Source organism: Streptomyces sp. NPDC050549, assembly GCF_040655035.1.
Classification (GTDB): domain Bacteria; phylum Actinomycetota; class Actinomycetes; order Streptomycetales; family Streptomycetaceae; genus Streptomyces.
Genome location: NZ_JBFAJD010000016.1, coordinates 128,067 through 154,341 on the forward strand (window position 1 = coordinate 128,067; position 26,275 = coordinate 154,341).

At 70.9% G+C, this 26,275-nt stretch carries 23 protein-coding genes and 2 pseudogenes; 12 read left to right on the forward strand and 13 right to left on the reverse strand.

Annotation, left to right across the window (positions count from 1 at the left end):
- Positions 1 to 73 precede the first annotated feature (73 nt).
- Positions 74 to 1,103 (forward strand): annotated as a pseudogene (locus AB0I51_RS23930) (acyl-CoA dehydrogenase family protein).
- An 88-nt stretch (positions 1,104 to 1,191) separates the two neighbouring features.
- On the forward strand, positions 1,192 to 2,412 hold the full coding sequence (locus tag AB0I51_RS23935; protein ID WP_362978226.1) for a GNAT family N-acetyltransferase: 1,221 nt from the start codon (positions 1,192 to 1,194) through the stop codon (positions 2,410 to 2,412).
- Positions 2,413 to 2,419: 7 nt separating this feature from the next.
- On the opposite strand, the gene AB0I51_RS23940 is transcribed toward AB0I51_RS23935, so the two are convergent.
- The 5 genes from AB0I51_RS23940 to AB0I51_RS23960 form a co-directional block, all read right to left on the reverse strand.
- Complete coding sequence (locus AB0I51_RS23940) at positions 2,420 to 3,562, reverse strand: LLM class flavin-dependent oxidoreductase (RefSeq protein WP_362978228.1); 1,143 nt, start codon at positions 3,560 to 3,562, stop codon at positions 2,420 to 2,422.
- Between the two features lie 35 nt (positions 3,563 to 3,597).
- On the reverse strand, positions 3,598 to 4,806 hold the full coding sequence (locus AB0I51_RS23945; RefSeq protein WP_362978230.1) for an SfnB family sulfur acquisition oxidoreductase: 1,209 nt from the start codon (positions 4,804 to 4,806) through the stop codon (positions 3,598 to 3,600).
- 5 nt (positions 4,807 to 4,811) lie between these two features.
- A complete protein-coding gene (ssuE, locus tag AB0I51_RS23950) occupies positions 4,812 to 5,366 on the reverse strand; it encodes an NADPH-dependent FMN reductase (RefSeq protein ID WP_362978232.1) in 555 nt (184 codons plus the stop codon).
- A gap of 31 nt (positions 5,367 to 5,397) precedes the next feature.
- Positions 5,398 to 6,519 carry a dimethylsulfone monooxygenase SfnG gene (sfnG, locus tag AB0I51_RS23955; protein WP_362978234.1) on the reverse strand — a complete coding sequence of 374 codons (1,122 nt, stop codon included), beginning with the start codon at positions 6,517 to 6,519 and terminating at the stop codon, positions 5,398 to 5,400.
- A 118-nt stretch (positions 6,520 to 6,637) separates the two neighbouring features.
- On the reverse strand, positions 6,638 to 6,721 hold the full coding sequence (locus AB0I51_RS23960) for a putative leader peptide (protein WP_350966533.1): 84 nt from the start codon (positions 6,719 to 6,721) through the stop codon (positions 6,638 to 6,640).
- Positions 6,722 to 6,858: 137 nt separating this feature from the next.
- Here AB0I51_RS23960 and AB0I51_RS23965 point away from each other — a divergent pair, with 137 nt between their 5' ends.
- On the forward strand, positions 6,859 to 7,770 hold the full coding sequence (locus tag AB0I51_RS23965; RefSeq protein WP_362978236.1) for a LysR family transcriptional regulator: 912 nt from the start codon (positions 6,859 to 6,861) through the stop codon (positions 7,768 to 7,770).
- Between the two features lie 18 nt (positions 7,771 to 7,788).
- Here AB0I51_RS23965 and AB0I51_RS23970 read toward each other — a convergent pair whose 3' ends face one another.
- Positions 7,789 to 7,977 (reverse strand): hypothetical protein, encoded by a 189-nt coding sequence (locus AB0I51_RS23970; RefSeq protein ID WP_362978238.1) that lies wholly within the window; start codon positions 7,975 to 7,977, stop codon positions 7,789 to 7,791.
- Positions 7,978 to 8,232: 255 nt separating this feature from the next.
- Here AB0I51_RS23970 and AB0I51_RS23975 point away from each other — a divergent pair, with 255 nt between their 5' ends.
- A complete protein-coding gene (locus AB0I51_RS23975; RefSeq protein ID WP_362978240.1) occupies positions 8,233 to 9,762 on the forward strand; it encodes an SDR family oxidoreductase in 1,530 nt (509 codons plus the stop codon).
- A gap of 74 nt (positions 9,763 to 9,836) precedes the next feature.
- Entirely contained in the window at positions 9,837 to 11,210 is a 1,374-nt protein-coding gene (locus AB0I51_RS23980) for a deoxyribodipyrimidine photo-lyase (protein ID WP_362978242.1), read from the forward strand.
- 24 nt (positions 11,211 to 11,234) lie between these two features.
- On the opposite strand, the gene AB0I51_RS23985 is transcribed toward AB0I51_RS23980, so the two are convergent.
- Positions 11,235 to 12,212, reverse strand: a complete 978-nt coding sequence (locus AB0I51_RS23985; RefSeq protein WP_362978350.1) for a MerR family transcriptional regulator — start codon at positions 12,210 to 12,212, stop codon at positions 11,235 to 11,237.
- Between the two features lie 239 nt (positions 12,213 to 12,451).
- Here AB0I51_RS23985 and AB0I51_RS23990 point away from each other — a divergent pair, with 239 nt between their 5' ends.
- Both AB0I51_RS23990 and AB0I51_RS23995 read left to right on the forward strand, forming a co-directional pair.
- Positions 12,452 to 13,018 (forward strand): sigma-70 family RNA polymerase sigma factor, encoded by a 567-nt coding sequence (locus AB0I51_RS23990; RefSeq protein ID WP_362978244.1) that lies wholly within the window; start codon positions 12,452 to 12,454, stop codon positions 13,016 to 13,018.
- A 181-nt stretch (positions 13,019 to 13,199) separates the two neighbouring features.
- Complete coding sequence (locus AB0I51_RS23995; RefSeq protein WP_362978246.1) at positions 13,200 to 13,640, forward strand: SPW repeat protein; 441 nt, start codon at positions 13,200 to 13,202, stop codon at positions 13,638 to 13,640.
- A 42-nt stretch (positions 13,641 to 13,682) separates the two neighbouring features.
- Here the strand turns inward: AB0I51_RS23995 and AB0I51_RS24000 are convergent, their stop codons facing one another.
- Complete coding sequence (locus AB0I51_RS24000; RefSeq protein ID WP_362978248.1) at positions 13,683 to 14,453, reverse strand: metalloregulator ArsR/SmtB family transcription factor; 771 nt, start codon at positions 14,451 to 14,453, stop codon at positions 13,683 to 13,685.
- Between the two features lie 93 nt (positions 14,454 to 14,546).
- Complete coding sequence (locus tag AB0I51_RS24005) at positions 14,547 to 15,359, reverse strand: phosphotransferase (RefSeq protein ID WP_362978250.1); 813 nt, start codon at positions 15,357 to 15,359, stop codon at positions 14,547 to 14,549.
- On the opposite strand from AB0I51_RS24005, the pseudogene AB0I51_RS24010 reads away from it, so the two are divergent.
- A pseudogene (locus tag AB0I51_RS24010) lies at positions 15,334 to 15,874 on the forward strand (hypothetical protein). The gene AB0I51_RS24005 and the pseudogene AB0I51_RS24010 overlap by 26 nt on opposite strands.
- Here the strand turns inward: AB0I51_RS24010 and AB0I51_RS24015 are convergent.
- A complete protein-coding gene (locus AB0I51_RS24015; protein ID WP_362978252.1) occupies positions 15,871 to 17,319 on the reverse strand; it encodes an APC family permease in 1,449 nt (482 codons plus the stop codon). The pseudogene AB0I51_RS24010 and the gene AB0I51_RS24015 overlap by 4 nt on opposite strands.
- Before the next feature lie 141 nt (positions 17,320 to 17,460).
- On the opposite strand from AB0I51_RS24015, the gene AB0I51_RS24020 reads away from it, so the two are divergent.
- Positions 17,461 to 18,645 carry an ROK family protein gene (locus tag AB0I51_RS24020; RefSeq protein WP_362978352.1) on the forward strand — a complete coding sequence of 395 codons (1,185 nt, stop codon included), beginning with the start codon at positions 17,461 to 17,463 and terminating at the stop codon, positions 18,643 to 18,645.
- Between the two features lie 136 nt (positions 18,646 to 18,781).
- Positions 18,782 to 21,502, forward strand: a complete 2,721-nt coding sequence (locus AB0I51_RS24025; RefSeq protein ID WP_362978354.1) for a sugar-binding domain-containing protein — start codon at positions 18,782 to 18,784, stop codon at positions 21,500 to 21,502.
- A 51-nt stretch (positions 21,503 to 21,553) separates the two neighbouring features.
- Here the strand turns inward: AB0I51_RS24025 and AB0I51_RS24030 are convergent, their stop codons facing one another.
- Complete coding sequence (locus tag AB0I51_RS24030) at positions 21,554 to 22,975, reverse strand: hydrolase (protein ID WP_362978254.1); 1,422 nt, start codon at positions 22,973 to 22,975, stop codon at positions 21,554 to 21,556.
- 229 nt (positions 22,976 to 23,204) lie between these two features.
- Here AB0I51_RS24030 and AB0I51_RS24035 point away from each other — a divergent pair, with 229 nt between their 5' ends.
- Both AB0I51_RS24035 and AB0I51_RS24040 read left to right on the forward strand, forming a co-directional pair.
- A complete protein-coding gene (locus tag AB0I51_RS24035; RefSeq protein WP_262060379.1) occupies positions 23,205 to 23,468 on the forward strand; it encodes a GlsB/YeaQ/YmgE family stress response membrane protein in 264 nt (87 codons plus the stop codon).
- A 101-nt stretch (positions 23,469 to 23,569) separates the two neighbouring features.
- Positions 23,570 to 24,451 carry a GNAT family N-acetyltransferase gene (locus AB0I51_RS24040; protein ID WP_362978256.1) on the forward strand — a complete coding sequence of 294 codons (882 nt, stop codon included), beginning with the start codon at positions 23,570 to 23,572 and terminating at the stop codon, positions 24,449 to 24,451.
- Positions 24,452 to 24,473: 22 nt separating this feature from the next.
- Here AB0I51_RS24040 and AB0I51_RS24045 read toward each other — a convergent pair whose 3' ends face one another.
- Both AB0I51_RS24045 and AB0I51_RS24050 read right to left on the reverse strand, forming a co-directional pair.
- On the reverse strand, positions 24,474 to 25,403 hold the full coding sequence (locus tag AB0I51_RS24045) for an NAD(P)-dependent oxidoreductase (RefSeq protein WP_362978258.1): 930 nt from the start codon (positions 25,401 to 25,403) through the stop codon (positions 24,474 to 24,476).
- Between the two features lie 57 nt (positions 25,404 to 25,460).
- Complete coding sequence (locus AB0I51_RS24050) at positions 25,461 to 26,237, reverse strand: GNAT family N-acetyltransferase (RefSeq protein WP_362978260.1); 777 nt, start codon at positions 26,235 to 26,237, stop codon at positions 25,461 to 25,463.
- Positions 26,238 to 26,275: the final 38 nt, after the last annotated feature.

Below are 26,275 nucleotides of genomic sequence, written 5' to 3' on the forward strand. Positions count from 1 at the left end.
TCCGGCCCGCGTCCTGCGACACGGGCCGGAGCGTCGCGCGTGGCCGACCCGGCCGATCGGGAGAATCACCCGCATGACCTCCCACGTTCTCGTCACCCGCGCCCGACGACTGGCGGGCGACCTCCTTCGCCCCGCACGCCGAGCAGGTCGACCAGGAGGGCGTCCCGGCGACACACATCGAGGCGGTCAAACAGTCCGGCCTCCTGGGCGTGAGCGCCCCCGTGGCCTACGGCGGCTCGGCGGCGCCCGGCGCGGTGACGAGGGAGACGGCGGAGATCCTGGCCGGGTCGTGCTGCTCCACATGGTTCGTCCAGACGCAGCACCACACGCCCGTCATGACGCTGGCGAAGAGCGAACTGCCGGTGCGGGAAAGGCTGTTGGGCCCGCTCTCGCGAGGTGAACTGATGTCCGGGGTGGCGTACGCGCATCTGCGGGCGTATCCCCGGATCCCGGTACGGGTGTCGCGGGAGCGGGGCGGCCGGCGGTTCGACGGGACGGTGCCCTGGTACACGGGCTGGGGCCTGAACGACGTGATGCTGCTCGCGGGGGTGACGGACGCGGACGAGGCGTTGTTCGCGTTCACCGAGGCGCGGGAGCAACCCGGCCTGCGCGCCTCGACTCCTGTGCGGCTGGCGGCACTCACCGCGTCCCGGACCGTGTCGCTGGAGCTGGACGGCCTGTGGCTTCCCGAGGAGGCGGTGGCCCTGCGCACGCCGTACGCGGAGTGGGCGAAGGCGGACCGTCCGAAGCCGACGAACGCGTCACCGGCGGTGTTCGGAGTCGCGGCGGCGGCGCTCGCCCTGCTCGACGACGACACCGCCCGTCCGCTCCGCACCCGCCTCGACGAGGTACGTGAACAGGCCTACTCGCTGGCCGAACACCCGGTACCGCACGAGCACTTGGCCGAGCGGCTGGCCCTCAGGACACAGGCGTACGACGTGCTGATGACGGCCACGACGGCGGCCGTGGTGGCCGGAGGCGGCAGATCCCTGTCCTTGACGAGCAGGGCCCAACGCCTCGCGCGCGAGGCCCTGTTCCTGCTGGTCCAGGGCCAGACGTCGGAGTCGAGAGCGGCCCACTTGAAAGCACTGGCCGACGCGTAATTCGCTTGACCCGGTCACGCAGCGACGCTGCACTGTGGCGGGGCATCACGGGACGTGGTGCCGGTACCCCCAGGAGGCAGCGACAGTGGTGGAGATCCGTCCCACGACCGACGAGGACCTCGACGTCTTCGTCGACACCCTCCATGCCGCGTTCGGGCACTTCCGGGAAACGCCGACCGAAGGCGGCGGTCTGTGGTGGTCGGCGCTCGAAATGGACCGCTGTCTGCTCGCCACGACGGCGGACGGACGGCCCGTCGGCACCGCCGGCGCATACTCCTTCGAGCTCACTCTGCCCGGCGAGACCGTCGCCCCGGTCAGCGGGGTGACCGCCGTCGGCGTCCTGCCCTCGCACCGACGCCAGGGTGTGCTCAGCGCGATGATGCGCCACCAGCTCACCGAGCTGCGGGCCCGCGGGGAGTCGCTCTCCGTGCTCCTGGCCTCCGAGGCCCTGATCTACCGCAGGTTCGGCTACGGACCGGCGACCTACACCCAGCGGCTGACGGTGCCGCGCCACCGGGCCGCCCTCGACCTTCCACGGGCGCAAGGCAGTGCCGACGGCTCGGCGTCCGGCTCGGTCGAACTGCTGCGTCGTGCCGAGTGCGGCGAGATCCTGGAGGAGGTCTACGACCGCTACCGCCGCGCACAGCCCGGCGCGCTGTCCCGGCCGCACCGCTGGTGGGCCCTGCGCGCGGGGCAGCCCCCGATCTCTCCGAAGCCTCGCTACGTCGCCGTCCACCGGGACGCCGACGGAGTCCCGGACGGCTACGCCAGCTATGCGCTCGGCGATTCCCGAACCCTGACCGTGGACGAGACCATCACCGCCGACGACGCCGTCTTCACGGCCCTGGCCCGGTTCGTACTCGGCCACGACCTGGTCGGTCAGGTCGTGTTCAAGCAGTTCCCGCCCGGCCACCCGCTGCGCTGGCAGCTCGCGGACTTCCGCGCCGGAGAGGTGAGCGGCGACACCGACTGGCTCTGGGTGCGGCTGCTGGACGTCCCGCGTGCGCTGACCGGGCGCGGCTGGTCCATGGACGGCGAGCTCGTCCTCGACGTCGACGACCCGTTCCTCGACGAGCACGGCCGTTACCTGCTGACCGTCCGGGACGGCAAGGCCGACTGCGTCCTCACGGGCCGGGAACCCGACCTGTCCATGGACGTCACCGACCTGGGCTCGGTCTACCTCGGCGGCACCACTCCGAGCACCCTCGTGCGGGCCGGACGCATCCGGGCCCACAGCCCGGACGCGCCCGCCCTGGCCGACGCGCTCTTCCGGTCCGATCGCTCCCCGCACTGCCTGCACTGGTTCTGATCACGGCTCAGCCGGCGAACGGCACCTGTGCCTCAGCAGGCTGCCGCCCGCCGACCGGGTGCCGCCAGACTCCCTCCGCGGCCAGCCTCGGCAGCACCCCTTCCCCGAACCAGTACGCCTCCTCCAGATGCGGATACCCGGACAGCACGAACTCCTCGATCCCCAGCGCCGCATACTCCTTGATCCGCTCGGCGACCTCCTCGTGGCTGCCGACCAACGCCGTCCCGGCCCCACCCCGGACCAGCCCGATCCCGGCCCACAGGTTGGGGTGGATCTCCAGCCCGTCCCGGCTGCCCCCGTGCAGCGCCAGCATCCGCTGCTGCCCCTCGGACTCGCTCCGGGCAAGCCCGGCCTGTACGGACTTCACGGTCTCGGCGTCGAACCCTTCGAGCAGCCGGTTCGCCTCGGCCCAGGCCTCCGCCGATGTGTCACGGGTGATCACGTGCAGCCGGATACCGAACCGCAGCGTCCGCCCCTCCTTCGCCGCCAGCCCCCTGATCCACGCGGTCTTCTCGGCGACCTGGGCGGGCGGCTCGCCCCAAGTGAGGTACACGTCCGCGTACTTGGCCGCGATCTCCCCCGCGATCGGCGACGATCCCCCGAAGTACACCTCGGGCACCGGCTCCGGCAGCCGGGCCAGCTTCGCGTCCTCGACCCGCAGGTGCTCGCCGGCCAGGTCGACGGTCTTGCCGTCCCACAACTGCCGGACGATCTCCAGGAATTCGCCGGTACGGCGGTAGCGGTCGTCCTTGACGAGGAAGTCGCCGTAGGCCCGCTGCTCGTGGCTCTCGCCGCCGGTGACGACGTTGAGCAACAGCCGTCCGCCGGTCTGCCGCTGGAACGTGGACGCCATCTGCGCGGCGAGCGTCGGGGAGACGAAGCCGGGCCGGAATGCGACCAGGAACTTCAGGCGTTCGGTGTGCCGGCTGACCATCGCGGTGGTCAGCCACGCGTCCTCGCACCAGGCGCCGGTGGGCGTGAGAGCGCCCACGAATCCAAGGTCCTCGGCCGCGCGGGCGATCTGGCTCAGATAGGCGACCGTCGGCGGCCGGTCCCGTCCGGAGGCGGTGGCGGGGGTGCCGTGACCGCCGCCGACGACATAGCGGCTGTCCCCGTTGGTGGGGAGGAACCAGTGGAAGGTGAGGGACACGTGGGGTCTCCGATCCGGACTGTCCTGAAGGGGTGTTAGAGGAGGCCGTGGCGGGGTGGCCTGGTGCCGTTGAGCACGTAGCTGCCGATGTGCTGGATCTTCCAGCGCGCCGGGTCGTGCAGCGTGTGGGTGCGGGCGTCCCGCCAATGCCGGTGCAGGTTCAGGGAGTCGAGTGCCGAGCGGGTGCCCGACACCTCGAACAGGGCGCCCGCCACCTCCACCGCCGTCTGCGCGGCGTGCACCTTGGCCGCCGCCACCGCGATGGAGGCCTCCGCCGCCGAATCGTCGGTCAGGTTGGCGCGGGCATCGTCCACGGCCCGGGCCGCCTGGACCAGCAGGGCCTCGGACGCCCTTACCTGGATGGCGAGTTCACCGAACCGCTGGATCAGCAGCGGGTCCTCGGCAGCGGTCTCCACCCCGCTCTCGAACCACGGGCGGCTCTTCGTCCGTACGAACTCGGCCGCTTCGGCCAGCGCTCTGCCGGCGATTCCGGCGTCGATGGCCGCGTGCAGCAACTGGGCGACGGCACCGTGGAGTTGGGGGCCGTCGAAGGTGAGGTGGTGGGGCAGGACCCGGTCCGCCGGGACGGAGACCGCCTCCAGGCGGACCGTGCCGCTGGCCGTCGTACGCTGTCCCATGCCGTCCCAGTCGTCGACGACCGTGACGCCCTCGGCGTCCCTCGGGACATAGGCGACATGCAGGTTGTCGTTCTCGGTACGGGCGAGCACGGGGATCCAGTCGGCGAAGAGGGCGCCGGTGGAGTAGTGCTTGACGCCGGTCAGTTCGTACGAACCGTCGGGCCGGAGTGCCAGCCGGGTGCGGATGTCCTGGACGTGTTTGGTGCCGGCCTCCGACTGGGCGTTGCCGAAGCGGCGGCCGGCGAGCAGTTCGGTGAAGAAGAACTTCCGCTGGTCCGGGGTGCCCTGACGGCGGATCACATTGACGTAGGCGAAGTGGCTCTGCGGGATCTGGGCGAGGCTGCCGTCGGCGGAGCCGAGCAGCCGGAAGATCTCGGCGAGGCTCTGAGAGCTCACGTCGGCGCCGCCGTACTCGGCGGGTACGGTGACGGCGAGCAGCCCGGAGTCGGAGAGCCGGTCCAACTCGGCGCGCGGGAGCCTGCGTTCGCTGTCGCGGGCGGAGGCCCCGGCGCGGAACTCGTCGGCCAGCGCGGCGGCGAGGACGAGGGCCTCGGTGTCGTCGGCGATCACGTGGGCGGTGGCGCGGGCGGGGTCTTGGGCGGTCATGGTGGTCAGCCCGCCGCCGCCAGGAGCGGGGTGCGGCCCAGGGCGGCCGAGAACTGGTCCACCACCTGGGTGAGGGCCTCGGTGGTCGCCGGGGCGACGGTGAGGGATCCGTCCTCGTGGGCGGTGATGTCCTTGTCGAGGGTGAACCAGCCCTGGACTATGTGCGCGGCACCCATGGAGTTCAGCACCGGGCGGAGCGCGTAGTCGATGGCCAGCACATGTGCGGTGGACCCACCGGTGGCGAGTGGCAGCACCGTCTTGCCGGTGAGGGCGTACTGCGGGAGCAGGTCGAGGAGCGCCTTGAGGACTCCGGAGTAGGAGGCCTTGTAGACGGGGGTGCCGACGACCACTCCGCCGGCGCGGGCGAACAGTTCGGTCGCCTCGACGATCGCCGGGTGGCGGAAGTCCGCGCCGAGCAGGGCCTCGGCGGGGATGGTGCGCACGTCGAGCGGGATCACCTCGTGTCCCTGGGCGATCAGCCGCTTGTCCAGATGGCGCAGGAGCCGGTTGGTGCGCGAGGAGACGGAGGGGCTGCCGGAGACGGACAGGACGGTGGCCATGGGTCCTCTTTCTGGTCTGCTGCGGGGGCGATCAGGCATTCACGGAGACGGATTCGGCCTCGGCGTCGGGGAGTTGGGCCTCCAGTTCGCGAACGAGAGGCAGTACTCGCCTGCCGAAGTACTCGACCTCCTCGTGGTAGTGCAGGAAGCCCAGCAGGAGAAGGTCGACGCCCAGCTTCCGGTAGGCGACGATGCGTTCGGCGATCTGCTCCGGCGTGCCGATGAGCCCCGTACGGAAGCCGTCGTTGTACTGCACCAGGTCCTCGAACGTGGAGTCCTGCCACATGCCCTTGCCGTCGGCCGAGGACTGTCCGGCCTGCTTCACCGCGGCCCCGAAGCCCTCGACGGCCTCGCGGTCGGCTTTGTCGACGATCTCGCGGAGCGTGTCGCGGGCCTCGGCCTCGGTGTCGCGGGCGATGAGGAAGCCGTTGAGGCCGAACTTCGGTGCGGTGCGGCCGACTTGAGCGGCCGAGTGGCGTACGTCGGCGATCTGCTCGATGACGCCGTCGAAGTCCTTGCCGTTGGAGAAGTACCAGTCGGAGACGCGGCCGGCCATCGCGCGGGCGGCCGTGGAGTTGCCACCCTGGAAGATCTCGGGGTGGGGTCGTTCGGGGGTGTCGAGGGGCTTGGGCTTGAGGGAGAAGTCGCGCAACCGGTAGAAGTCACCGGCGAGTTCGGTGTGGTCCTCGGTCCAGATCTGGCGCAGGGCCCGGATGAACTCCTCGGAGCGGCGGTAACGCTCGTCGTGCTCCAGCCAGGGTTCGCCGAGCGCGGTGAACTCGCCCTTGAACCAGCCGGAGACGACGTTGACCGCGAAGCGGCCGTTGGACAAGTGGTCGGCGGTGGCGCCGAGTTTGGCGAGGACGCCCGGGTGCCACAGGCCGGGGTGGACGGCGGCGATGACCTTCAGGCGCTGGGTGGCGAGGAGGAGGGCGAGGCTGAAGCTGGTCGACTCGTGCTGGAACTCGGCGCCGTAGCTCGCCATGTAGCGAACCTGGCTGAGCGCGTACTCGAAGCCGTTGTTCTCGGCGAGGACGGCGAGTTCGCGGTTGTACTCGTAGCCCCAGTCGGTGCGTTGCTCGATCTTGCTGGTGACGAGTCCCCCGCTGACATTGGGGACCCAGTAGGCGAATTTCACGGGCTCTGCGGGCATGGCGAACTCCTGTTGCGAAATACGTTTCCGGGCACGCCGAATCAGGCCGGAGCGAATTCCGGCGAATGTCGGGCGGAGGCGGAAAGAGAGCGGCGGATCGAAAAGGAGAAGAGGGGGATCAGGCCGCGGTGCAACAGGAGGCACTGGAGACGCGCGCGAGGTCGACGTGGCGTCGCCGCGTGAGGTCCAGTCGCATCTTCATGCTGTCGATCGTGGCAGCCGTCCGCGAGGAGCGTCAAGGAAAACCCGACCGGTCTCGTATCGCGGACCATTGAATTTCACGAAGGTGTGACAGGGAAACCCTTGAACAGGCCGGGAAATGGGCCGCATTCTGCGGGCATGCGGACCGAACAGCTGGAATACATCGCGGCCGTGACCCGGCTCGGCTCGCTGCGCCGGGCCGCCGAGGAACTGCGCCTGTCGCAGCCCGCGTTGAGCGAGACCGTGCGGAATCTCGAACGCGAACTCGGGGTCGACCTCCTGGAACGCAAGAGGACCGGCGCGACGATGAGCGCGGCGGGCCGGGAACTGCTGCCGAAGATCGTCGACGTGCTGGACGCGGTGGACCGGCTGCGGGCGGCGGCGGGCGAGCGGCACCGGATCAGTCGCATGGTGCGGGTGGGCACGGTGAACGCGGCGACCGTGCCGCTGCTGCTGCCCGTCGTGGGGGAGTTCCGCGCCTCGCATCCGCTCACCCAGGTCGAGGTGATCGGCGCGCAGCAGGCGGACATCCACCGGGCGCTTGCGGAGGGCGGTTTCGATCTCGGGCTGGTCAACCACCTCGACGGTGACGACATGCCGGCCGACTTCGAGTCCACCGAGCTGCTGTCCGGGCTTCCGGTGGTGTGTGTACGTCCCGAAAGCCGACTGGCGGCCCGGCCGACCGTCACTGTGGACGACCTGCTCACCGAGCCGCTGATCGGTATGCGCTCCGGCTATGTGATGCACCGCTATGTCCACCGGCTGCTTCATGGGCGGGGACCGGCTTTCGCCTACTCGACCGATGGCGCCGAGATGGGCAAACTCATGGTCGCGGAGGGGCTGGGGGCGACGGTCCTGCCCGACTTCAGCGTGATCGGGGACCCGCTGGAACGGCTCGGCGCGATCACCTACCGGCCGATCGCCGGCGACACGGCCCGGGTGCTGCTGATGCTGCGCCGCCGCCGCGCGCAGTCCGTGCCGCAGGCGGCCGGGGATCTGTACGAGGCGTTCGTCCGCCGGGCGCGCGAGCTGGGCGGAACACAGCCCTGAGGCCGGTGCGCCCTGTGGTCAGTCCTCGTCGCCCACCGGGACCACCACGAGGAACGCGTCGGACTTCAGGTCCATGACCACACTGGCGGACTGACCCTCGGCGCGGCGCCGGGCCGCGAACTCCTCGGCGGGCCATGATCCGCGCGGGGCTCCCGCCGGAAACCGCTCCAACACCTTCGCGCCCATGTCCGCAGACACCTCCAGCATCGACCCTCGGTTCCCCACGGGGACCGTCGTACCTGTCCGCCTGCCCGCGATCGACGCTGACATGCCCACCTACTTCGTAGGACCTGACAGGTCTCGGGGCCCGGGACAGCACGTAGCTCCGGGAACGGGCGCCTGTGCCGGTTCGGCGCCATGTGCGCGGCGAACGCGTGATCGTCCGTCGAACCGCGCATCCGGTTCGGCCCCGCACGGGGAAGTGATCACAGGGGGTACACCGACACGAAGGGCCGTGGACCGATGCACGCTGACGAGGCCGTACCGGGCCTGCGCTGCCTGGTGACCGGAGCGACGGGCTACGTGGGCGGCCGGCTGGTTCCGGAACTGCTCGCGGAGGGCCACCGGGTGCGCTGTCTGGCCCGGACCCCCGCCAAGCTGCGCGACCACCCATGGGCGGCCGACGTGGAGGTGGTGAGCGGCGACGTCACGGATGCCGCGTCGGTCGCCGCGGCCCTGCGTGACGTCGACGTCGCCTACTACCTCGTGCACGCGCTGGACACGGGCGACCGCTTCGAGGAGACCGACCGGAAGGCGGCACGGATCTTCGGCGAGCAGGCCAGGGCCGCAGGAGTGCGGCGCCTCGTCTACCTGGGCGGTCTGACCCCGTCGGGCGTACCGGAACGGGAACTCTCGCCGCACCTGCGGTCGAGAAGCGAAGTCGGCCGGATCCTCCTCGACTCGGGCGTGCCCACCACGGTCCTGCGCGCGGCCGTGGTCATCGGCTCGGGCTCGGCCTCCTTCGAGATGCTGCGCTACCTCACCGAGCGGCTGCCGGTGATGATCACTCCGAACTGGGTGCGCACGCGGATCCAGCCGGTGGCGGTGCGGGACGTGCTGCGCGCGCTCGTCGGCAGCGCGCGCATGCCGGCCGACGTCAGCCGCACCTTCGACATCGGCGGTCCGGACGTACTCACCTACCGCGAGATGATGACCAGGTACGCGGCCGTCGCCGGCCTCCCCCGCAGGCTGATCCTCCCCGTCCCGGTGCTCACCCCCCGTCTGTCCAGTCACTGGGTCGGTCTGGTGACGCCCGTACCGGCGTCCATCGCACGGCCGTTGACCGAGTCGCTGCGCCATGAGGTCGTCTGCCGCGAGCACGACATCGCCCGGTACGTGCCCGACCTGCCCGGGCATCCGCTCGGTTTCGACGAGGCTGTACGGCTGGCGCTGCAACGTATCCGCGAGGCCAAGGTCACCACCCGCTGGTCGTCGGCCTCGGTGCCCGGCGCGCCCAGCGATCCCCTGCCCACCGACCCCGACTGGGCCGGCGGCAGTCTCTACACGGACCTGCGGGAGCTGCCGGTGGACGCCTCGCGCGAGGCCCTGTGGCGGGTGGTCGAGGGGATCGGCGGCGAGAACGGCTGGTACTCCTTCCCTCTGGCCTGGGCGGTACGAGGCCGGCTGGACCGGCTGGTGGGCGGTGTCGGGCTGCGGCGGGGCCGACGGGACGCGGCGCGGCTGCGCGTCGGTGACTCGCTGGACTTCTGGCGCGTCGAGGAGATCCGCCCCGGACACCTCCTGCGGTTGCGGGCCGAGATGCGGCTGCCGGGCCTGGCCTGGCTGGAGATGTACGCGGAGACCGACGACGCCGGCCGCACCCGCTACCGGCAGCGGGCCCTGTTCCATCCGCACGGGCTGGCGGGCCACGCCTACTGGTGGAGCGTCTCGCCCTTCCACGCCGTCGTGTTCGGCGGCATGGCACGCAACATCGCGGCGGCCGCGGCCCGGACGCCGACGACACCGGCGGGGGAACCCACTCCGATCGGTTGACGACCGCATCCGCGGGGTCCTCCGCGCCGGAAGCACCTCACCGGCCACTCTTCCCGTCTCCCGGAGTCCGCATCATGAACGTCTCGGTCGTCCTGTTCACCTCCGACCTGCGTCTGCACGACCATCCCGCGCTGCGGGCCGCCACCGAGGCGCGCCAGGTGGTCCCCCTGTTCGTCCGCGACCGCGGTGTGGCGGACGCCGGGTTCGCGGCACCCAACCGGCTGGCGTTCCTCGCCGACTGCCTGCGCGACCTCGACGCCGGACTGCGCGAGCGGGGCGGCCGGCTGGTGGTCCGCTCCGGCGACGTCGTCGACGAGGTGTGCAAGGTGGCCGCCGAGACGGACGCCGACGAGGTCCACCTGGCGGCCGACGTCAGCGGCTACGCCCGGCTGCGCGAACGGCGGCTGCGCCACGCCCTGGAGGCTGAGGGACGCAGGCTGCACGTCCACGAGACGGTGACCACGGCCGTCGCTCCCGGCGCGGTGACCCCGGCGTCCTCGGGCCACTTCGCCGTCTTCACCCCGTACTTCCGCCACTGGTCCGGGCTGCCGCTGCGCGACCCCCTCGCCGCCCCGCGCGCCGTGCGGGTCCCGGACGGCGTCGGCTCCGAGGAACTCCCCACCCGTGCCGGTGTTCCGGGCCTGTCGCCGGACCTGGCGACCGGTGGGGAGAGCACCGGCCGCAAGCAGCTCGCCCGCTGGCTGCGCGACGGTGTCGCCACCTACGAGGACCGCCACGACGACCTGGCCGGGGACGCCACCTCACGCCTCTCGCCCCACCTGCACTTCGGCACCCTGTCCCCCGTGGAACTCGTCCACCGGGCACGGCGAGCGGACGGACCGGGAGCCGAGGCCTTCGTACGGCAGCTCGCCTGGCGGGACTTCCACCGCCAGGTACTGGCGGACCGGCCCGCGGCCGCCACCACCGACTACCGCACGAAACACGACCGTTGGCGCTCCGAGCGCACGGCCAGGGAGGACATCGCGGCCTGGAAGGAAGGTCGTACCGGCTATCCGCTCATCGACGCGGCGATGCGTCAGCTGCGTCACGAGGGCTGGATGCACAACCGGGGACGGCTGCTGACGGCGAGCTTCCTCACCAAGACGCTGTACGTCGACTGGCGTGTCGGCGCCCGGCACTTCCTCGACCTGCTGGTCGACGGCGACGTGGCCAACAACCAGCTCAACTGGCAGTGGATGGCGGGCACCGGCACCGACACCCGCCCCAACCGGGTCCTCAACCCCGTCACGCAGGCCAAGCGGCACGATCCCGACGGCGCGTACGTCCGCCGCTGGGTTCCCGAACTCGCCGGGCTGGAAGGGCCGGCGGTGCACGAGCCCTGGAAACTGCGCGGGCTGGACCGGGCCGTGCTCGACGACTACCCGGACCCGATCGTCGACCTCGCCGAGGGCCTCGCCCGTTTCAGGAAGGGCCGTGCGGGCGAGTGAGGTGGGCTCCGCGGGGCCGGGAGGTCAGGGCCGTTCCCCGGACGCCTCGGCCCCGTGCGCGCCAGTCAGGATCTCGACGGCTTCGTCGAGGGTCGTCGGCCGGGTCATGCCCCGCGCCGAGGAACCGGACCAGCCGGGTCCGCCCAGCACCACCAGGGGCTGCCGGCGTGCGCCCTTCACACCCCACCGGGTGTCGGCGACATGCCGGGCCAGCGCCAGGCTCGCCGTGGAGCGCGCCTGCGCCCACAGGACTACGGCCGACGGCCCCAGCCGCCGTACCGCGGCGGTCAGCGCCTCGGCGGGCACGGCGGCACCGAACATCCTTGTGGGCAGGCCGACTTCGGCCAGTCCGGCGTTGAGGGCCTCGATCGGCAGGGTGTGCTGCTCACCCGGTACGCAGGCCAGGACGACGGGCCCGGCGGGCGAGACGTCCGTCCGCCGCTCCGGAGGCGGGGTGTACCGGCGCAGGGTGGTGGAGACGTGCCAGGAGAGCAGGTGCTCCACCTCGACGTAGCGGTCTCCGGACGACTCCCACTTGCGTCCCACCGCGTGCAGGGTCGGCACCATCACCTCCTGCCAGGCGACGGCGACGCCGTACCGCTCGACGGACAGGGCCAGTTGCTCCTCCACGGCCGGCGCGTCCAGCCGTACGGCGGCGCGGGCCAGGCCGCGGCACTCCTGCCGCACGTCTCCCAGCGGGAGCGCGCCGGCCGCCCGTGAACCACCACGTGCCCGCCCTCCGTCCGGCCGTACGGCCACGCCCGCACCCCTCACAGGTGAACCGGTGGCCTCTTTCGCGGCGCGGGCCGCTTCGGCAGGCGGTACTCCGGACGAGGTGAGCCGGCACATGGCCTCCAGCACCGCCACGTCCTCGGGGGTCCAGCGCCGGTGCCGTCCGTCGGCGCGGACCGCGGGCCCGATGCCGTAGCGGCGGTCCCAGGAGCGCAGGGTGGTGGGCGACACCCCCAGCCGGCGGGCCAGCGCCCCGGTCGTCAGGGGCACCGCGGTCGGCTCGGAGGGGCGGCCGGGCCGGTCGTCCGTGCCGCCGTCGACGTACAGCTCACTCACGCATCGACTATACGACGCAGAATCGACGCAAGTTGAGCCGCATGGCTCCCCGCTCGCACGATGGACACACCGGGGCACATCCCGGCAGACGTCCCGAACCGCCGTGGTGGCAGGTGCTCGCCCGGACCGCGTACGACCGGGGCGGACTCCGTCCGACGTGAGGAGCCGTCGTCATGAGCCCGCAGCACAGTGCCGTCCTGCCGAGCGACGAGGAGCTGGCCCGCGGGCTGGCCGACGGCGACGAGAGCTGCCTGACCGCCGCGTATCAGCGCTGGTCGGCCCTGGTGCACGCCCTCGCCTGGCGCTCGCTGGGCGATGCCCGGGAGGCCGAGGACGTGACCCAGCAGGTGTTCCTCGGTGTGTGGCGCGGCCGACGCACCTTTCGGCCCGAGCGCGGCACCATCGGCGGCTGGATCGTCGGTATCACCAGGCGCAAGATCGCCGACGCGCTGTCCGCCCGGACCCGCCGGGTCGCTCTCGTGACCGCGGCGGGCTCGGCCCTGGCCCTGGCCGATCCGGCCGCCCGGCATCCCGAGGCGGTCCTCGACCGGGTCCTCGTCGGGCGCGAGCTGGCCCGGCTCCCCGGCCCCCAACAGCGGGTACTGCGGCTGGCGTTCTACGAGGACCTCACCCAGACCCAGATCGCGGAGCACACCGGCTGGCCGCTGGGCACGGTCAAGAGCCACTCCCGGCGCGGCCTTCACCAGTTGCGGCGCTGCCTGCGGCAGCAGGACGTCTGAGGGCGCGCGGTCTCCCGCACGACACGCGCGCCCATCAGCCGGACGGGGAGACGGTCACCCCATCCCACCCATCGCCTGACCTCTACACATAAAGCAAAAATAAGAGCAGAATGGATGAAAGCGGCTCTTACCGCACACCGCACCAGACGCGGTCAGGCCAGCAACTCAAAGGAGACGAGTCATGGCCAACGTCTCGCACACCAGAGGTGACATGGCGAGCCACCCTGATGTCTCCGAAATGCAGGCGCGCTACGCCCGCATGCTCGGTGGACGCGATGTGGCGCTCGTGGACGGACCGGTGTTCCTGCTCGGTCTGTACTGCGCCGTATCCCCGTGGATACTCCACTACACGACGAGCCAGCCCGCGCTCGTGCCGCACAACCTGATCATCGGCATCGCGATCGGCCTGCTGGCCCTCGGGTTCACCAGGGCGCCGGAGCGCATGTACGGCCTCAGCTGGGCGATGTGCGCCCTGGGCGTCTGGATGATCGTCTCGCCGTGGATCGTCGGCGACAGCCCCGACAAGGGCGTCATCCTGAACAACGTCATCATCGGCGGACTGGCCGTGCTCCTGGGCATCGTGTGTGCCGCCACGGCGGCGCGGAGCACTCCCAAGCCGTAGGAATCCCCGCCGTCAGGACCCCGAAAGGCAGGCACGCCCCCTTCAGTGGCCGCCCGGCACCAGCCACGGCGACTGCGGGAGGGGGCTGCCGGTTTCGAGGACCGACTTCAGGTTGGACAGTACGGCCGGCCAGCCGCCGGCCACGTCGGACAGCTCACCCTCGTCGGCGAGGTCCTCGTGGGTGACGGTGAGGCGCACGATGTCCTCGTGCCGCCGGATGTCGTAGGTGACGCGGGAGTGCGTGTCCTCCTCGCCCTCGTTCTCCGGTGAGGCCCACGTGGCGACCAGGCGGTTCGGGCGGTCGCTCTCGACCACGGTCCCGACGACGTCGGCGATGCCGGAACCGTCGATGCGCACATGCTCCCAACGGGAACCCTGCCGCCAGTCGGACACATTGCTGTGACCCCAGTAGGCGGCGGTCAGGTCGGCATCCGTGAGGGCGTCCCAGACCTTCTCGGGAGTGCTCGCGATGTAGGTGACGTAGACGAATGTCGGTTTGTCGGTCATGGCTTCCTCGGCTCGTCGCTTCAGGTCTCCGAGCGCGCGCAGGCGCGGGCGCTCGAACTTGTCGATCCACCGCTGCTGTATCTCGTGCAGCGGGACCGGATTGAGGTAGTGCAGCTTCTCCCGCCCGCGCCGCACCGTGCTGACCAGGTTGGCGGCCTCCAGGACGGCCAGATGCTGGGTCACCGACTGTCGGGTCATCTCGATCCGGCCGCACAGCTCGCCGAGCGTCTGCCCGTTGTGCTCGTGCAGCCGGTCCAGCAGCCGCCTTCGGGTCTCGTCGGCCAGCGCCTTGAAGACCGCGTCCATACCTGGGTCATGTTCGGATCGCACACCCAAAGTTATGCAGGCAATTACCTGCATGTCAAGGCGGGCGTCGCCACGGCCCGGGACGTGTTCGTCTCAGGCCAGGAAGGCGCCCAGCTCACGGCGGTGCGCGGCCACCCAGTCGCGCGCGGCCCCGATCTCGTCCACGACACCGCTCGCCAGCAGTCCAGCCATGCCCCGTCCGCCGCGCTCGGCACCGGCCTCGATGCCTCGCCGGCAGCGGTCCTGCCACCACAGGACGGTGTCGATGAGCCGGCCGGTGTCGTCGAGGCCGTACGCCTCGCAGATCAGCGCGATCCGGCGCGCGGTCTCGCGGACGTCGGTGACGGCCGGGCCGAGGTCCAGGTACTGCCAGCAGACATGAGCGACGTCGTGGACGCGCTCGCCGGGGGCGGCGAGATCCCAGTCGACGAAGGCCGTGGGGTGCCACGCGGTGTCGTAGACAGTGTTCTTGGGGGCCAGGTCGTTGTGACACACGACGTCGTGGCCGCCCGCCTCCGGTGTGCCGTGAGTCAGGTCGTGGAAGGCGCGGACGAGCCGTGCGACGCGGACCAGGCTGCCGTCGCCGCGGGCGGCGGAGCATTCCCCGGGGCCGACGGCCGCCCGGCCCTCGATGTACTGGAACACCTCCCGCCCTCGCTCGTCCGTACCCAGAAAGCGAGGCGCCCCTGCCCACCCCCGCCGCTCGAACAGCGCGAGCAACTCGGTGACGTACCGCGACCGTTCGGAGGGGGTGCGGCGTACGGTCGTCCCGACCCGCACGACCTCGTTGACCGCGCCTCCGCCGAGCACCGACTCCTGCACGCGGCCCGCCTCCCCGAATCCGTTCGACCGCACGAGTATCGCTCGGGACGCTGATCCCGTGGATCGCGCGGAGGTACTGCTCATCGGGGGACGCGCCGGGGTCGGGAAGACGACCGCGGGCTGGGAGGTGTCGGCGCGGCCGCGGGCGTCGGGGGTCGCCCATGCGGTGATCGAGGGCGACTTCATGGGGCAGGTGCATCCGGCGCCGGACGGCGATCCGCACCGGGCAGCGATCGGTGAGGCCGACTTGACCGCTGTGTGGGGAAATTACGCCGGGCTTGGGTACCGGGCGACTCGTGTACACGAACACGGCGTGTGTGCTCGACGAGGCGGCGGGGCGGTTCCGTCGGCCGACGGGGGCGGACGTGCGGATCGTACGGGTGCTGCCCACCGCCTCCGACGCCACCGCCGCGGAGCGGCTCAACGGGCGTGAGATCGAGAGTGAGTTGGAGCACAAGTTGGCCAACAGTGCCCGTAAGGCGCGGCTGTTGGACGAGCGGGCGCCCGCGGACACCGTGCGGGTGGTGACCGACGGGCGCTCCGTCGTGGACATCGCGGGTGAGGTGCCGGCCGCCTCGGGATGGCTCAACAGCCGTTAGGCACCGGCGGGTTCCGGCACCGTCTCCGTGAGGTACTCCTCCGTGATCTCCTTCGGACCGAACGGCCACACCTTCTCGAAGCGGGCCCAGGCGACGAACGCGACGCAGCCCAGGGCGAGCCAGGCGAGGGACCACTCGATGGGGTGGCGGCCCGGGGAGTTCTTGTCGGCGTAGCCGTAGATCACGCACCAGCCGACGAAGGCGACGATGCTCGGCACCGGGTAGAGCCACATGCGGTAGGGGCGGCGGAGGGTCGGCTGGCGTTTGCGCAGGACCGTGAGGGCGATGATCTGGGCCAGCGCCTGGACGATGACCATGACCGTGGTCAGGAGCTGGATCAGGGTCGCGAGGTCGGTGTGGCGGCCGATGAGGAAGCCGATCGCGGTGATCACGCCCATGGTGGCCAGGCCGAGCGTCGGGAAGCGGTGCCTGGGGTGGAGCTTGGCGTAGGGGCGGAAGAAGACGCGTTCGCGGGCCGCGTCGTAGGGCACCCGGGAGCCGCCGAGGAGGCCGGTGAAGACCGAGGCGAAGGCCGTGATGAGGATCAGGACGGTGACCGTGTCGGCGGCGCCCTTGCCCCAGGTCTTCTCCAGGACCGCCGAGGCGACGGAGGAGGAGGCGATGTCGTTCGCGTGGGTCATCCGGTGCCAGTCGATGACGCCGAGGGTGCCGATCTGGAGCAGCAGGTAGATCGCCATGATGCCGACGATCGAGAACAGGATGGAGCGCGGCAGGGTGCGGCCGGGGTCCTTGATCTCGGCGCCCATGTAGGCGGTGGTGTTGTAGCCGAGGTAGTCGTAGATGCCGATGGTCAGGCCGCCGGCGAAGCCGAGCCAGAAGTGGTCGCTGCCCAGGTCGAAGGCGTGCGCGGGGTAGGTGAAGGCGAGGTGTCCGCTGAAGTGGGTGGCGGCGGCCAGGATCACCATGGACACGGCTGCGATCATCACGGTCCACATCACGGCGGTGATGCGGGCGATGTTCTCGATGCCGCGCCAGAGGAGGAGGACCACCAGGGCGATGACGCCGAGGCCGATCAGGTCGCCGGAGGTCTTGCCCAGGTCCGGTGCCAGATAGCCGAGGTACTGCACGAAGCCGACCACGCCGGTCGACATGATCAGCGGGATGAAGAGCATCGCCGTCCACACGAACAGGAACGGCATCAGCCGGCCGGTGCGGTACTGGAAGGCCTGGCGGAGATAGACGTAGCTGCCGCCGGAGCCGGGCATCGCGGCGCCCATCTCGGCCCACACCAACCCGTCGGCGAGCGCGAGGATCGCGCCCGCGACGAAGCCGATGACCGCCTGCGGACCGCCGAACGCGGCGACCATCAGCGGGATCGTGACGAACGGCCCGATGCCGCACATCTGGCTCATGTTGATGGCGGTGGCCTGGAAGAGGCCGACGCTACGGACGAAGCCGCTTTCTGGGGGCGGACTACCGGACATGGGGGCTCCTGAGGGGGTGCGTGACTCGGGGAAAGCGGGGTGCGGCGTGCGGGCCGGTATCCGGTGGCTGACTGGGCGATAAAGTTAAGGAGCCTTACTAGACTCGTCAAGAGGGTGTCCCCGATGAGTGAGAATGGTGCGATGCCCGCCAGCGACGCCGTAGAGCAGCAGGAACAGCCCTGGAGCCGGCAGCGGCTGCGGAGCACGAACGAGCGGCTGCTGCTCGACCGGCTGCGCACCGCCGGTGCCGCCTCGCGTGCCCAACTCGCCCGCGAGACAGGGCTGTCGAAGCCGACGGTCTCCAGCGCGCTCGCGGCCCTGGCGGAGGCGGGACTGGTCCACGAGGTCGGCACCCGGGCACCCGAGCGCGGCCGGACCGCCGTGCTCTACGCCCCCGATCCGGCCGCGGGCTACGCGCTCGGGATCGACGTCGGGCGCAGCTGGCTGCGGGTCGCGGTGGCCAATCTGGACGGCGAGGTGGTGGCCCGGGCCGACGTCCGCAACCGGGCCCGCAGCTCGGGCGCCATGGCCGAGCTGGTGGTCGCCACCGCGCACCAGGTCGTCGCGAACTCCGAGGTCGCACCGGCCTCGGTGGTGCACGCCGTGGTGGGCACGCCGGGCGTGTACGACGAGCAGCGTCGGCGGGTGCGCTACGCGATGCATCTGCCGGGGTGGGGTCGGGCCGGGCTGTTCGACCGGATGCGGGAGGAGCTGGGCGTCCCGCTGGAGGTGCACAACGACGCCAATCTCGCGGCGCTGGGCGAGTACACCTATGGCGTCGGCGCGGGCAGCCGGTTGTTCGCGTACATCATGATCGGCACCGGTCTCGGCATGGGCGTGGTCAGCGAGGGGCGGCTGTTCACCGGGGCGCACGGCGGGGCCGGGGAGATCGGGTTCCTGCCGTGGCCCGGGCAGCAGAAGCCGGAGACGCTGGAGGACGCCGTGTCCGGGGTGGCCGTCGTCGAGGCGGCCCGTGTGTTCGGCATGAGCGGGCAGCAGCTCACCGCGAAGGCCGTGTTCGACGCGGCCCGCCAGGGGGATCCCGCCGCGGTCAAGGCGGTCGAGCTGGAGGGCGAGCGGATCGCGCACACGGTGGCCGCCGCCGCGGCCGTGCTCGATCCGGACCTGGTCGTCCTGGGCGGCGGGGTCGGGCACAGCGTGGATCTGCTGCTGCGTCCGGTGCGGGAGAACCTGCGCGCACTCACCCCGCTGCGGCCGAAGATCGTGCCGGGCGCGCTGGGCGAGGACGCGGTCCTGCTGGGCGCGGTGGCCACCGCTCTGGGCACCGCGCGGGACCTCGTCTTCGAGCGTCACTCGGCGTCCTGAGCCCCTCGCCCACCAGCAGCGCTCGACATCCTGAACAACTCACCCACGCGCAACGGTGATTGACACACCCCATCGTCCGGCCTACCTTCTGTCGCAGTTAGTAAAGTTTCCTAACTTGACGAGGCTGGAGTCCCCCGTGTTCCACCGCCCCGCCGTCCACCCCCTCCTCAGGGGCCGTCTCATCACGGCCGCGATCGCCCTCGGCCTGCTGGGCACCCTCACCACCAGCGCCTGGGCGGGAGCCCGGGAGCCGTCCCCGCAGCAGCGCGCACAGGCCCGGGTGACCGCCGTACGCCCGACGGCCGGGGCCGCCACCCCGCTGTCCGGCTACGCGATCCAGTCGTCCGCCAAGGTCACCGACTCCCCCGCGGCCGTCTCCTCCCCCGGCTATCGGGCGAGGGGCTGGTACCCGGCGGGCGCGCGCTCGACGGTCCTCGCGGCACTGGTCGCCGACGGCGTGTACGCCGACCCCTTCTACTCGACCAACCAGCAGAAGATCCCGAAGGCCGACTTCCAGGTGCCGTGGTGGTACCGCAGCGACTTCACGGTCCCGGACGTCTCGAAGCGCACCTATCTCGACTTCAGCGGGGTGATCTCGGCGGCCGACGTCTACGTCGACGGCAAGCAGATCGCCAAGGCCGCCGACGTCAACGGCGCCTACACACGACACGAGTTGGACGTCACCTCGCTCGTGCGCTCCGGCACGAACACGGTCGCCTTCCGCATCCGGCCGAACAATCCGAACAAGAACCTCACCATGGGCTGGATCGACTGGCTCCAGCCACCGCCCGACCAGAACATGGGCATCGTCCGTGACGTCCTCGTCCGCCGCGGCGGCCCGGTCGCCCTGCGCGACGCACATGTGGTGACCAAGCTGGCCGTCCCGTCGCTCGCCACCGCCGACCTGACGGTCAAGGCGCAGGCGCGCAACGAAACGAACGCTCCCGTCACGGCGCAGGTCAGCGGCAGCATCGGCAGTCGGACCTTCGGCACGCCCGTCTCCCTCACCGCGCACGAGACGAAGACCGTCACCTTCGCCGTCCACCTGAACTCCCCGAAGGTGTGGTGGCCCGCGGGCATGGGCGGCCAGCCGCTCTACGGCCTCGACCTCATCGCCTCCGTCGACGGCGCCCCCTCCGACACCGCGCACCAGACCTTCGGCATCCGCGACGTCCGGGCCCCGCTGAACTCGGACGGCGCCCGCCAGTACCGGATCAACGGCCGCAAGTTGCTGATCAAGGGCGGCGGTTGGTCGCCGGACGAGTTCCTGCGCTGGGACCGGACCTATGTCGAGGACCGCCTGAAGTATGCCCTCGACCTGGGCCTGAACACCGTCCGCCTGGAAGGGCACATCGAGCCGGACGAGTTCTTCGACCTGGCCGACCGTTACGGCATCCTGACCCTCCCCGGCTGGGAGTGCTGCGACAAGTGGGAGGGCCAGGTCAACGGGGACGAGACCGGCGACAAGTGGACCGCAGCCGACTATCCGGTCGCCAGGGCGTCGATGGCCGCCGAGGCCGCCCGGCTGCGCGACCACCCCAGCGTGATCTCCTTCCTCATTGGCAGCGACTTCGCCCCCGACGCGAGGATCGAGAAGACCTACCTCGACGCGCTGAAGGCCGCCGGATGGAACACCCCGGTGGTCGCCGCAGCATCCGACAACTCCTCGCCGGTCAGCGGCAGTTCGGGCATGAAGATGACCGGCCCGTACGACTGGATCCCGCCGAACTACTGGTACGCAAAGCGCGAGGGCGGCGCCACCGGCTTCAACTCCGAGACCAGCGCGGGCCCCGACATCCCCACCCTCGACACCCTGCGCCGCATGATGACCCCGGCCGAACTGGCCACCCTCTGGAAGGACGCGGGCGCCAAGCAGTACCACCGCTCCCCGTCACCGGTCTTCAACACCCTCAAGCTCTACGACAACGCCCTCAGCGGCCGCTACGGACCGCCGACGGGCCTCACCGACTACGTGCGCAAGGCCCAGCTCGCCCAGTACGAGAACGTGCGCGCCCAGTTCGAGGCGTACGAGCGCAACGCCACCGAGGCCTCGAAACCGGCGACCGGAGTCGTCTACTGGATGTTCAACAGCGGATGGACCTCCCTGCACTGGCAGTTGATGGACCGTTACCTCGACCAGGGCGGCGCCTACTTCGGCGCGAAGAAGGCGAACGAACCGCTGCACATCCAGTACTCCTACGACAACCGCTCGGTCGTCGTGGTGAACAACCGCAATGCGTCCGCACGCCAACTCACCGCGCGGGCAACACTGTTCAACACCGACGGCACGCAGCAGTACGACAGGCAGGTGGCCGGAGTGACGGTCTCCGGCGGTGGCGCCCACAGCACCGCGCTCACCCTGCCCTCGTCGGTGGCCGGGCTGTCGACGACGTACCTGGTGCGGCTGACGCTCACGGACGCGTCCGGCAAGGAGGTGAGCCGGAACGTGTACTGGCTCTCCGCGAAGCCCGACACGCTCGACTGGGCGCACACCGACTGGTACTACACGCCGACGACGAGCTACGCCGACCTGAAGGGGCTCAACTCGATGGCGCAGGTGCCGGTTTCGGCGACCGCGTCGACCTCGGCGGGCACGGGCGGCACCTCGACCACGACGGTCACGGTGCGCAGCTCCGGGAAGGGGAAGACACCTTCACTCCTCACCGACGTGCACCTCGTGGACTCGGCGGGCAGGCCGGTGCTGCCGGTCACGTGGTCCGACAACGAAATGAGCCTGTGGCCCGGGGAGTCGAAGACTCTGACGGTGACCTACCGGACGTCCGAACTGCACGGGTCGGCGCCGCGTGTGCGGGTCTCCGGCTGGAACACACCGGAGCGGACGGTCCCGGCGGCGTGAACACCTGAGAACCCGTGGGGCCCGGCCGCCGCCGGGCCCCACCGGTCGTCGTCAGCTCACGTTGAGCGCGGTGTCGTCGATGACGAAGGACGTCTGGAGGGTGGATCCTTCGACGCCGCTGAAACCGATGGTGGCGGTGGTGCCGGCCAGCGAGGAGACGTCGAAGGACTTCAGGACGTATCCGGAGGCCGCGTTCAGGTTCGAGTAGGTGGCCAGGGTGGTGGATCCGGCGGTGACCGTCAGCTTGTCGTAGGCGGTGCTGGTGGTGGTCTCCGCGGTGTCCACGTGCAGATAGAAACTGAGGGTGGCGGAGCAGCCCGACGGGATGGTCACCGACTGGGACAGCGTGTCGGTGTGGGCCGTTCCGTAGCCGTCGAGCCAGGCCTTGTAGGAACCGGTGCGGGCGGCCTCGCTGCTGGAGTTGGTGATGACGCCGCTGCTGGCGGTCCAGGTGGTGTTCCCGGACTCGAAGCCCGGGTTGCCGAGCAGCTGGGCGGCGGTGCAGGTGCCGCCACCCCCTCCGCCGCCGGTGCTGCCGTCGCCGGCCAGCCACGCGGTGGCGTTGAGGGCGAGGGCGGCGTTGGTGGCGCCGGTGTCGTTCCAGCCGTCGTAGAGCGTGTTGCCCGACTGGCCGGTGCCGTCGTCGATCGGCGAGCTGTCGCCCCAGAAGGCCACGCGACCGCTGCCGAAGGTACTGGTCGCGAAGAACGCGCCGGTGTTGCCGGAGTAACCGCTGCGGTACACAAGGCCCTTGACGTTCGCGTTGTCGGCGGGCTTGAGAGTGGCCGTGGTGCCGTCGGCGATCAGGCTCTTGGTGACCGTGCCGAAGGCGCCGTTCAGGACCGCGTTGCTGCTGTCGCTGATCGCCGCGGGATAGCCGGAGCTGATGTCGAGGGTGTCGATGGAGAAGCCGAACGGGTCGGTCGAGTCGACGCTGTTGTTCGTCATCAGGTCGTTGAGGATCTCGACCGCGTCGTAGCCGTCGCTGTTGCGGTCGGCTCCGGTGTGGTCGGAGATCATGAACAGGCCGCCGCCGTTCTTGACGAACGTCATGATGGCGGTCTTCTCGGCCGTCGTGAACAGCGTGTTCGGCTCGGGCAGGACCAGTGTGTCGAAGTTCGACAGGTCGGTCGCCGAGGAACCGCCGTACGTGAGCGCGCTGGTGGCGGTCTTCAGGCTGTAGCTGCCGGTCTTCTGCAGGGCGACGCCCCACGAGGAGAGCGCTCCGGTCCAGTCCGTCTCGGCGGACGGGGAGGAGTCCTGGGCCAGCGGGTCGGGCTTGCTGGTGGAGATGATCCAGTCCGCGTTGCCCGCCTCTTCGGCGTGGCCGTCGTCGAACAGGACGCGGTGCGTGGTGGCCGCGTGCGCGGGCGTGGCCGTGGTGGTGACCTGGAGGGCCGCCCCCGTGACGAAAAGTCCCAGGCCGGCGAGGGCGGTGGTGAGTCTGCGGCGGGATCTTCTGGATCCAAGCATCCGGCGAACCTCCGTGAGGGGATGGGAAAGGTGCGGTGCGGGCGCCTGATCTGCGCGCGTAGAACGGTAGTTGGGGAGTTCTACACGCGTTGAACGATTGAAAGGTACATGGCATGAAGGGGTGGTGAACAGAAAGTCGCGGCAATAACAGTCGGCAGAACTCGGCGGAGTGGCTCAGCCCGCAGCGGGCAGAAGGTGAGAGCGAGGACAACGACAAAGAGGGGCGGAGATGGAGATCTCGGGCATCATCAGTGCCATCATCATCGGCATCATCATTGGCGTGCTGGGACGGCTCGTCGTCCCCGGGCGCCAGCACGTCGGCGTTCTGTTGACGATCGTGGTCGGCATCGTGGCGGCGCTCCTCGGCGCGGCGATCGCTTCGGGCCTGGGGGTCGCCGACACCAAGGGCATCGACTGGATCGAGTGGCTCATCCAGATCGGCCTGGCGGCCGTCGGCATCGCCGCACTGGACCGGACAAGGGTGCGCCGCTGAGCGGGGGACGGGAATTGCGTTGCGGGTGAGACCGGGCGGCGGCAAGCTACTGCGAGCCCGCCGCCAGGTCCCGTGCTTCGCGTATCCTTCCCGGAGAACCCTTGTCACCACGCGTCATCCCGCTCGTCGATCCGGAGTCCGGTCCGTCGAGCCGTCGTCTCGTCTGGCTCGCCCAGGACGGCGACGGTGTGCCCGTCGGGTCGGCTTCGCTGCGCCTGTTCCTCAAGGAGGGGCAGGCGCATCTCGCTGAACTGGAGCTCTCGGTGCACGCCGCCGAGCGCCGGCAGGGCATCGGCACCCGGCTGTTGGAGGCGGCGACAGCCGCCGCCCGCGCGGAGGGCCGACGCTCGATCGTCACCCAGGCCCAACAGGGCTCGCCCGCCGACGAGTTCCTGCCCGCCCGCGGCTTCCGTCCGGTACTGACCCTGACGTACGCCCGGCTGTCGCTGGCCGACGCGGATCTCACGGCGATCGGCGCACATGCCCAACGCCCGCACCCCGGTTATGAGTTGACGGAATGGAACGGCACGGTTCCGGCCGGACTCGCCCACTCCTACGCCGAGTCCCGCAGCGCGATGGACGACATGCCGATGCAGGACACCGACTACGGCACCGTCGCATGGGATGTCGAGCGACTGGTCGCGGCGGCCGAGGCGGTCGCACGACGAGGAGAACTACTGCACACCGTCGCTGCCGTGGACACCACCGACAGGCGCGTCGTCGGTTTCTCCGAACTGGTCGTGCCGGGCGACGGGCGCGGCGACGCGCAGCACTACGGTACGGCCGTACTGCCGGCCCATCGTGGCCGCGGTCTCGCCCACTGGATGAAGGCCGCCTCGATCCAACGGGCGCGCCGACTCCACCCGCTGCTGGCCGGGTTGCTCACGGACACGGCGGACGACAACGCGCCGATGCGGGCGGTGAACGACGCGCTCGGCTATGTGCCGACGCATCGGGCGGTGGAGTACCAGCTCGACCTGTAGGCATCGCCATGGCCCGTACCGATCAGCGCGCCGCGCGCAGCGCGGCGAGACCGTCCTGACTGGACGCGTACGCGGGCGTCCAGCCGAGTTCGCGTTCGGCCTTCGCGCTGGACACGCGCCGGCTGCTCGTCATCATCGTGTGGGCGTAGCCCATCGGACGGACCGTCCACAGCGGCAGTGCGATCGGCTTCGGCAGCCCGAACTCCCGGGCCACGCACAGGACATGGGCGCGGAATCCGAGCGGGGTGCGGTCGGTGACGTTGTACGCCTGCCCGGGCCGCCCGTGTTCGACGGCGGCGGCCACCGCGCGGGCCGCGTCGGTGAGTTCGACCCAGGGCAGGACCCGGCCGTGGTCGTCGGGGGCGGGCAGTCGACGCCTGCGCAGCATGGGGAGGACGGCGTCGGTGCCGCCGGGGCCGTAGAAGAGGCCGAAGCGCAGGGCAATGCCCTCCAACCCCTTTGCCGTGAAGGTGAGTTGCTCCTTGGTGCGCATGCCCTCGATGTGCTTCTCCAGTTCCGGCGTGGTGCCGCGCGGGCCGAAGGGGTCGTCCTCGGTGAGCGGGCGGGGGCCGAAGTCCCCGTAGCCGTAGCCGAAGACCATGGATTCGGCGATGAACCGGCGGGCGCCGGTGGCCCGGGCGGCCTCGATGAGGTAGGCGGTGCCTTCGGTGCGCAGGGCGTTCGTGGCGTGCAGGTCGCGGTGGCGCAGGGGTGCCTTGCGCAGGGCGGTCGCGGCGTGGACGACCGTGTCGAAGTGGTGTCCGTCGACCGCGCGGAGCAGTCCGTCGCGGTCCATGAGGTCGGCGCGGATGCCGTTGCCGGGTCCCCGGCCGAGGCCGGTGACCTTGTGGCCGGCGTCGGTGAGGGCCTTGGTGATGTGGCCGCCGAGCACGCCGCTCGCACCGGCGAGGAGGATGCTCCGCCCGTTCTGACTGCTCGGATCCGTCGTCATGCCGGTGCGACGGATCGGGTCGGCGCGGATGTGACATCGCGCCACCGAGCTGTGGTTCTACGGCTCGTACAGGTACGGCGTGGTGGTCGTGAGCGGGGCGAGACCGAGGCGTTCGAGGATGGGGCGGCTCTGGTCGGAGGCGTCGACCTGGATGTAGCGGTAGCCGCGGTCGGCCGCGATGCCGGCGCGGTGGGCGACCAGGGCGCGGTAGATGCCGCGACCCCGCCAGCTCTCCACCGTGCCGCCGCCCCACAGGCCGGCGAACCGGGTGCCGGGGACGAGCTCCATCCGCGCCGCGCTCACCGGTTCGTCTCCGGCGAGGGCGACGACGGCGACGACCGTGTCCGGGTCTGCGGCGAGCCGGGCGAGCAGGCTGGAGCGCAGCCGGGAGCTGTCCGTGCCGAAGGCCTTCTCGTGGACGTCCGCCACGAGGTCGACGCCCGCACGGTCGGTCGCGGGCAACAGGCGGATGCCGTCCGGCAGTTCGGGGTCGAGGGCGAGTGCCGCGATCTCGCCGATCATCAGGGTCTCCTGCGGTTCGGGGGTGAATCCGGCCGCCGTCAGCCGCTGTCCGAGATCCGTCGGCAGATCGTGGCCGTAGAGCTTCCACTCGAAGTCGCGGCCGAGTGCGGTGAAGTACGCGACCTGTTCGGCGATCGCCGCGTCGGCGTCGGTCTCGTCCAGGTCCGTCCACAGGACGCCGTTCCAGCCGTCCGCGTCGGCGACCTGGCGCACCACTCCCCCGGTCCGCTCCACCCGGGCACCGGTCCCGTCGGGTCGGGCGCGTTCGCGCAGGTCGCGGTCGTGGAGGGCGAGCACCTCGGCGTGATCCATGCGTCCACTTCAACATCCGGGGGCGGAACCGGCAACGG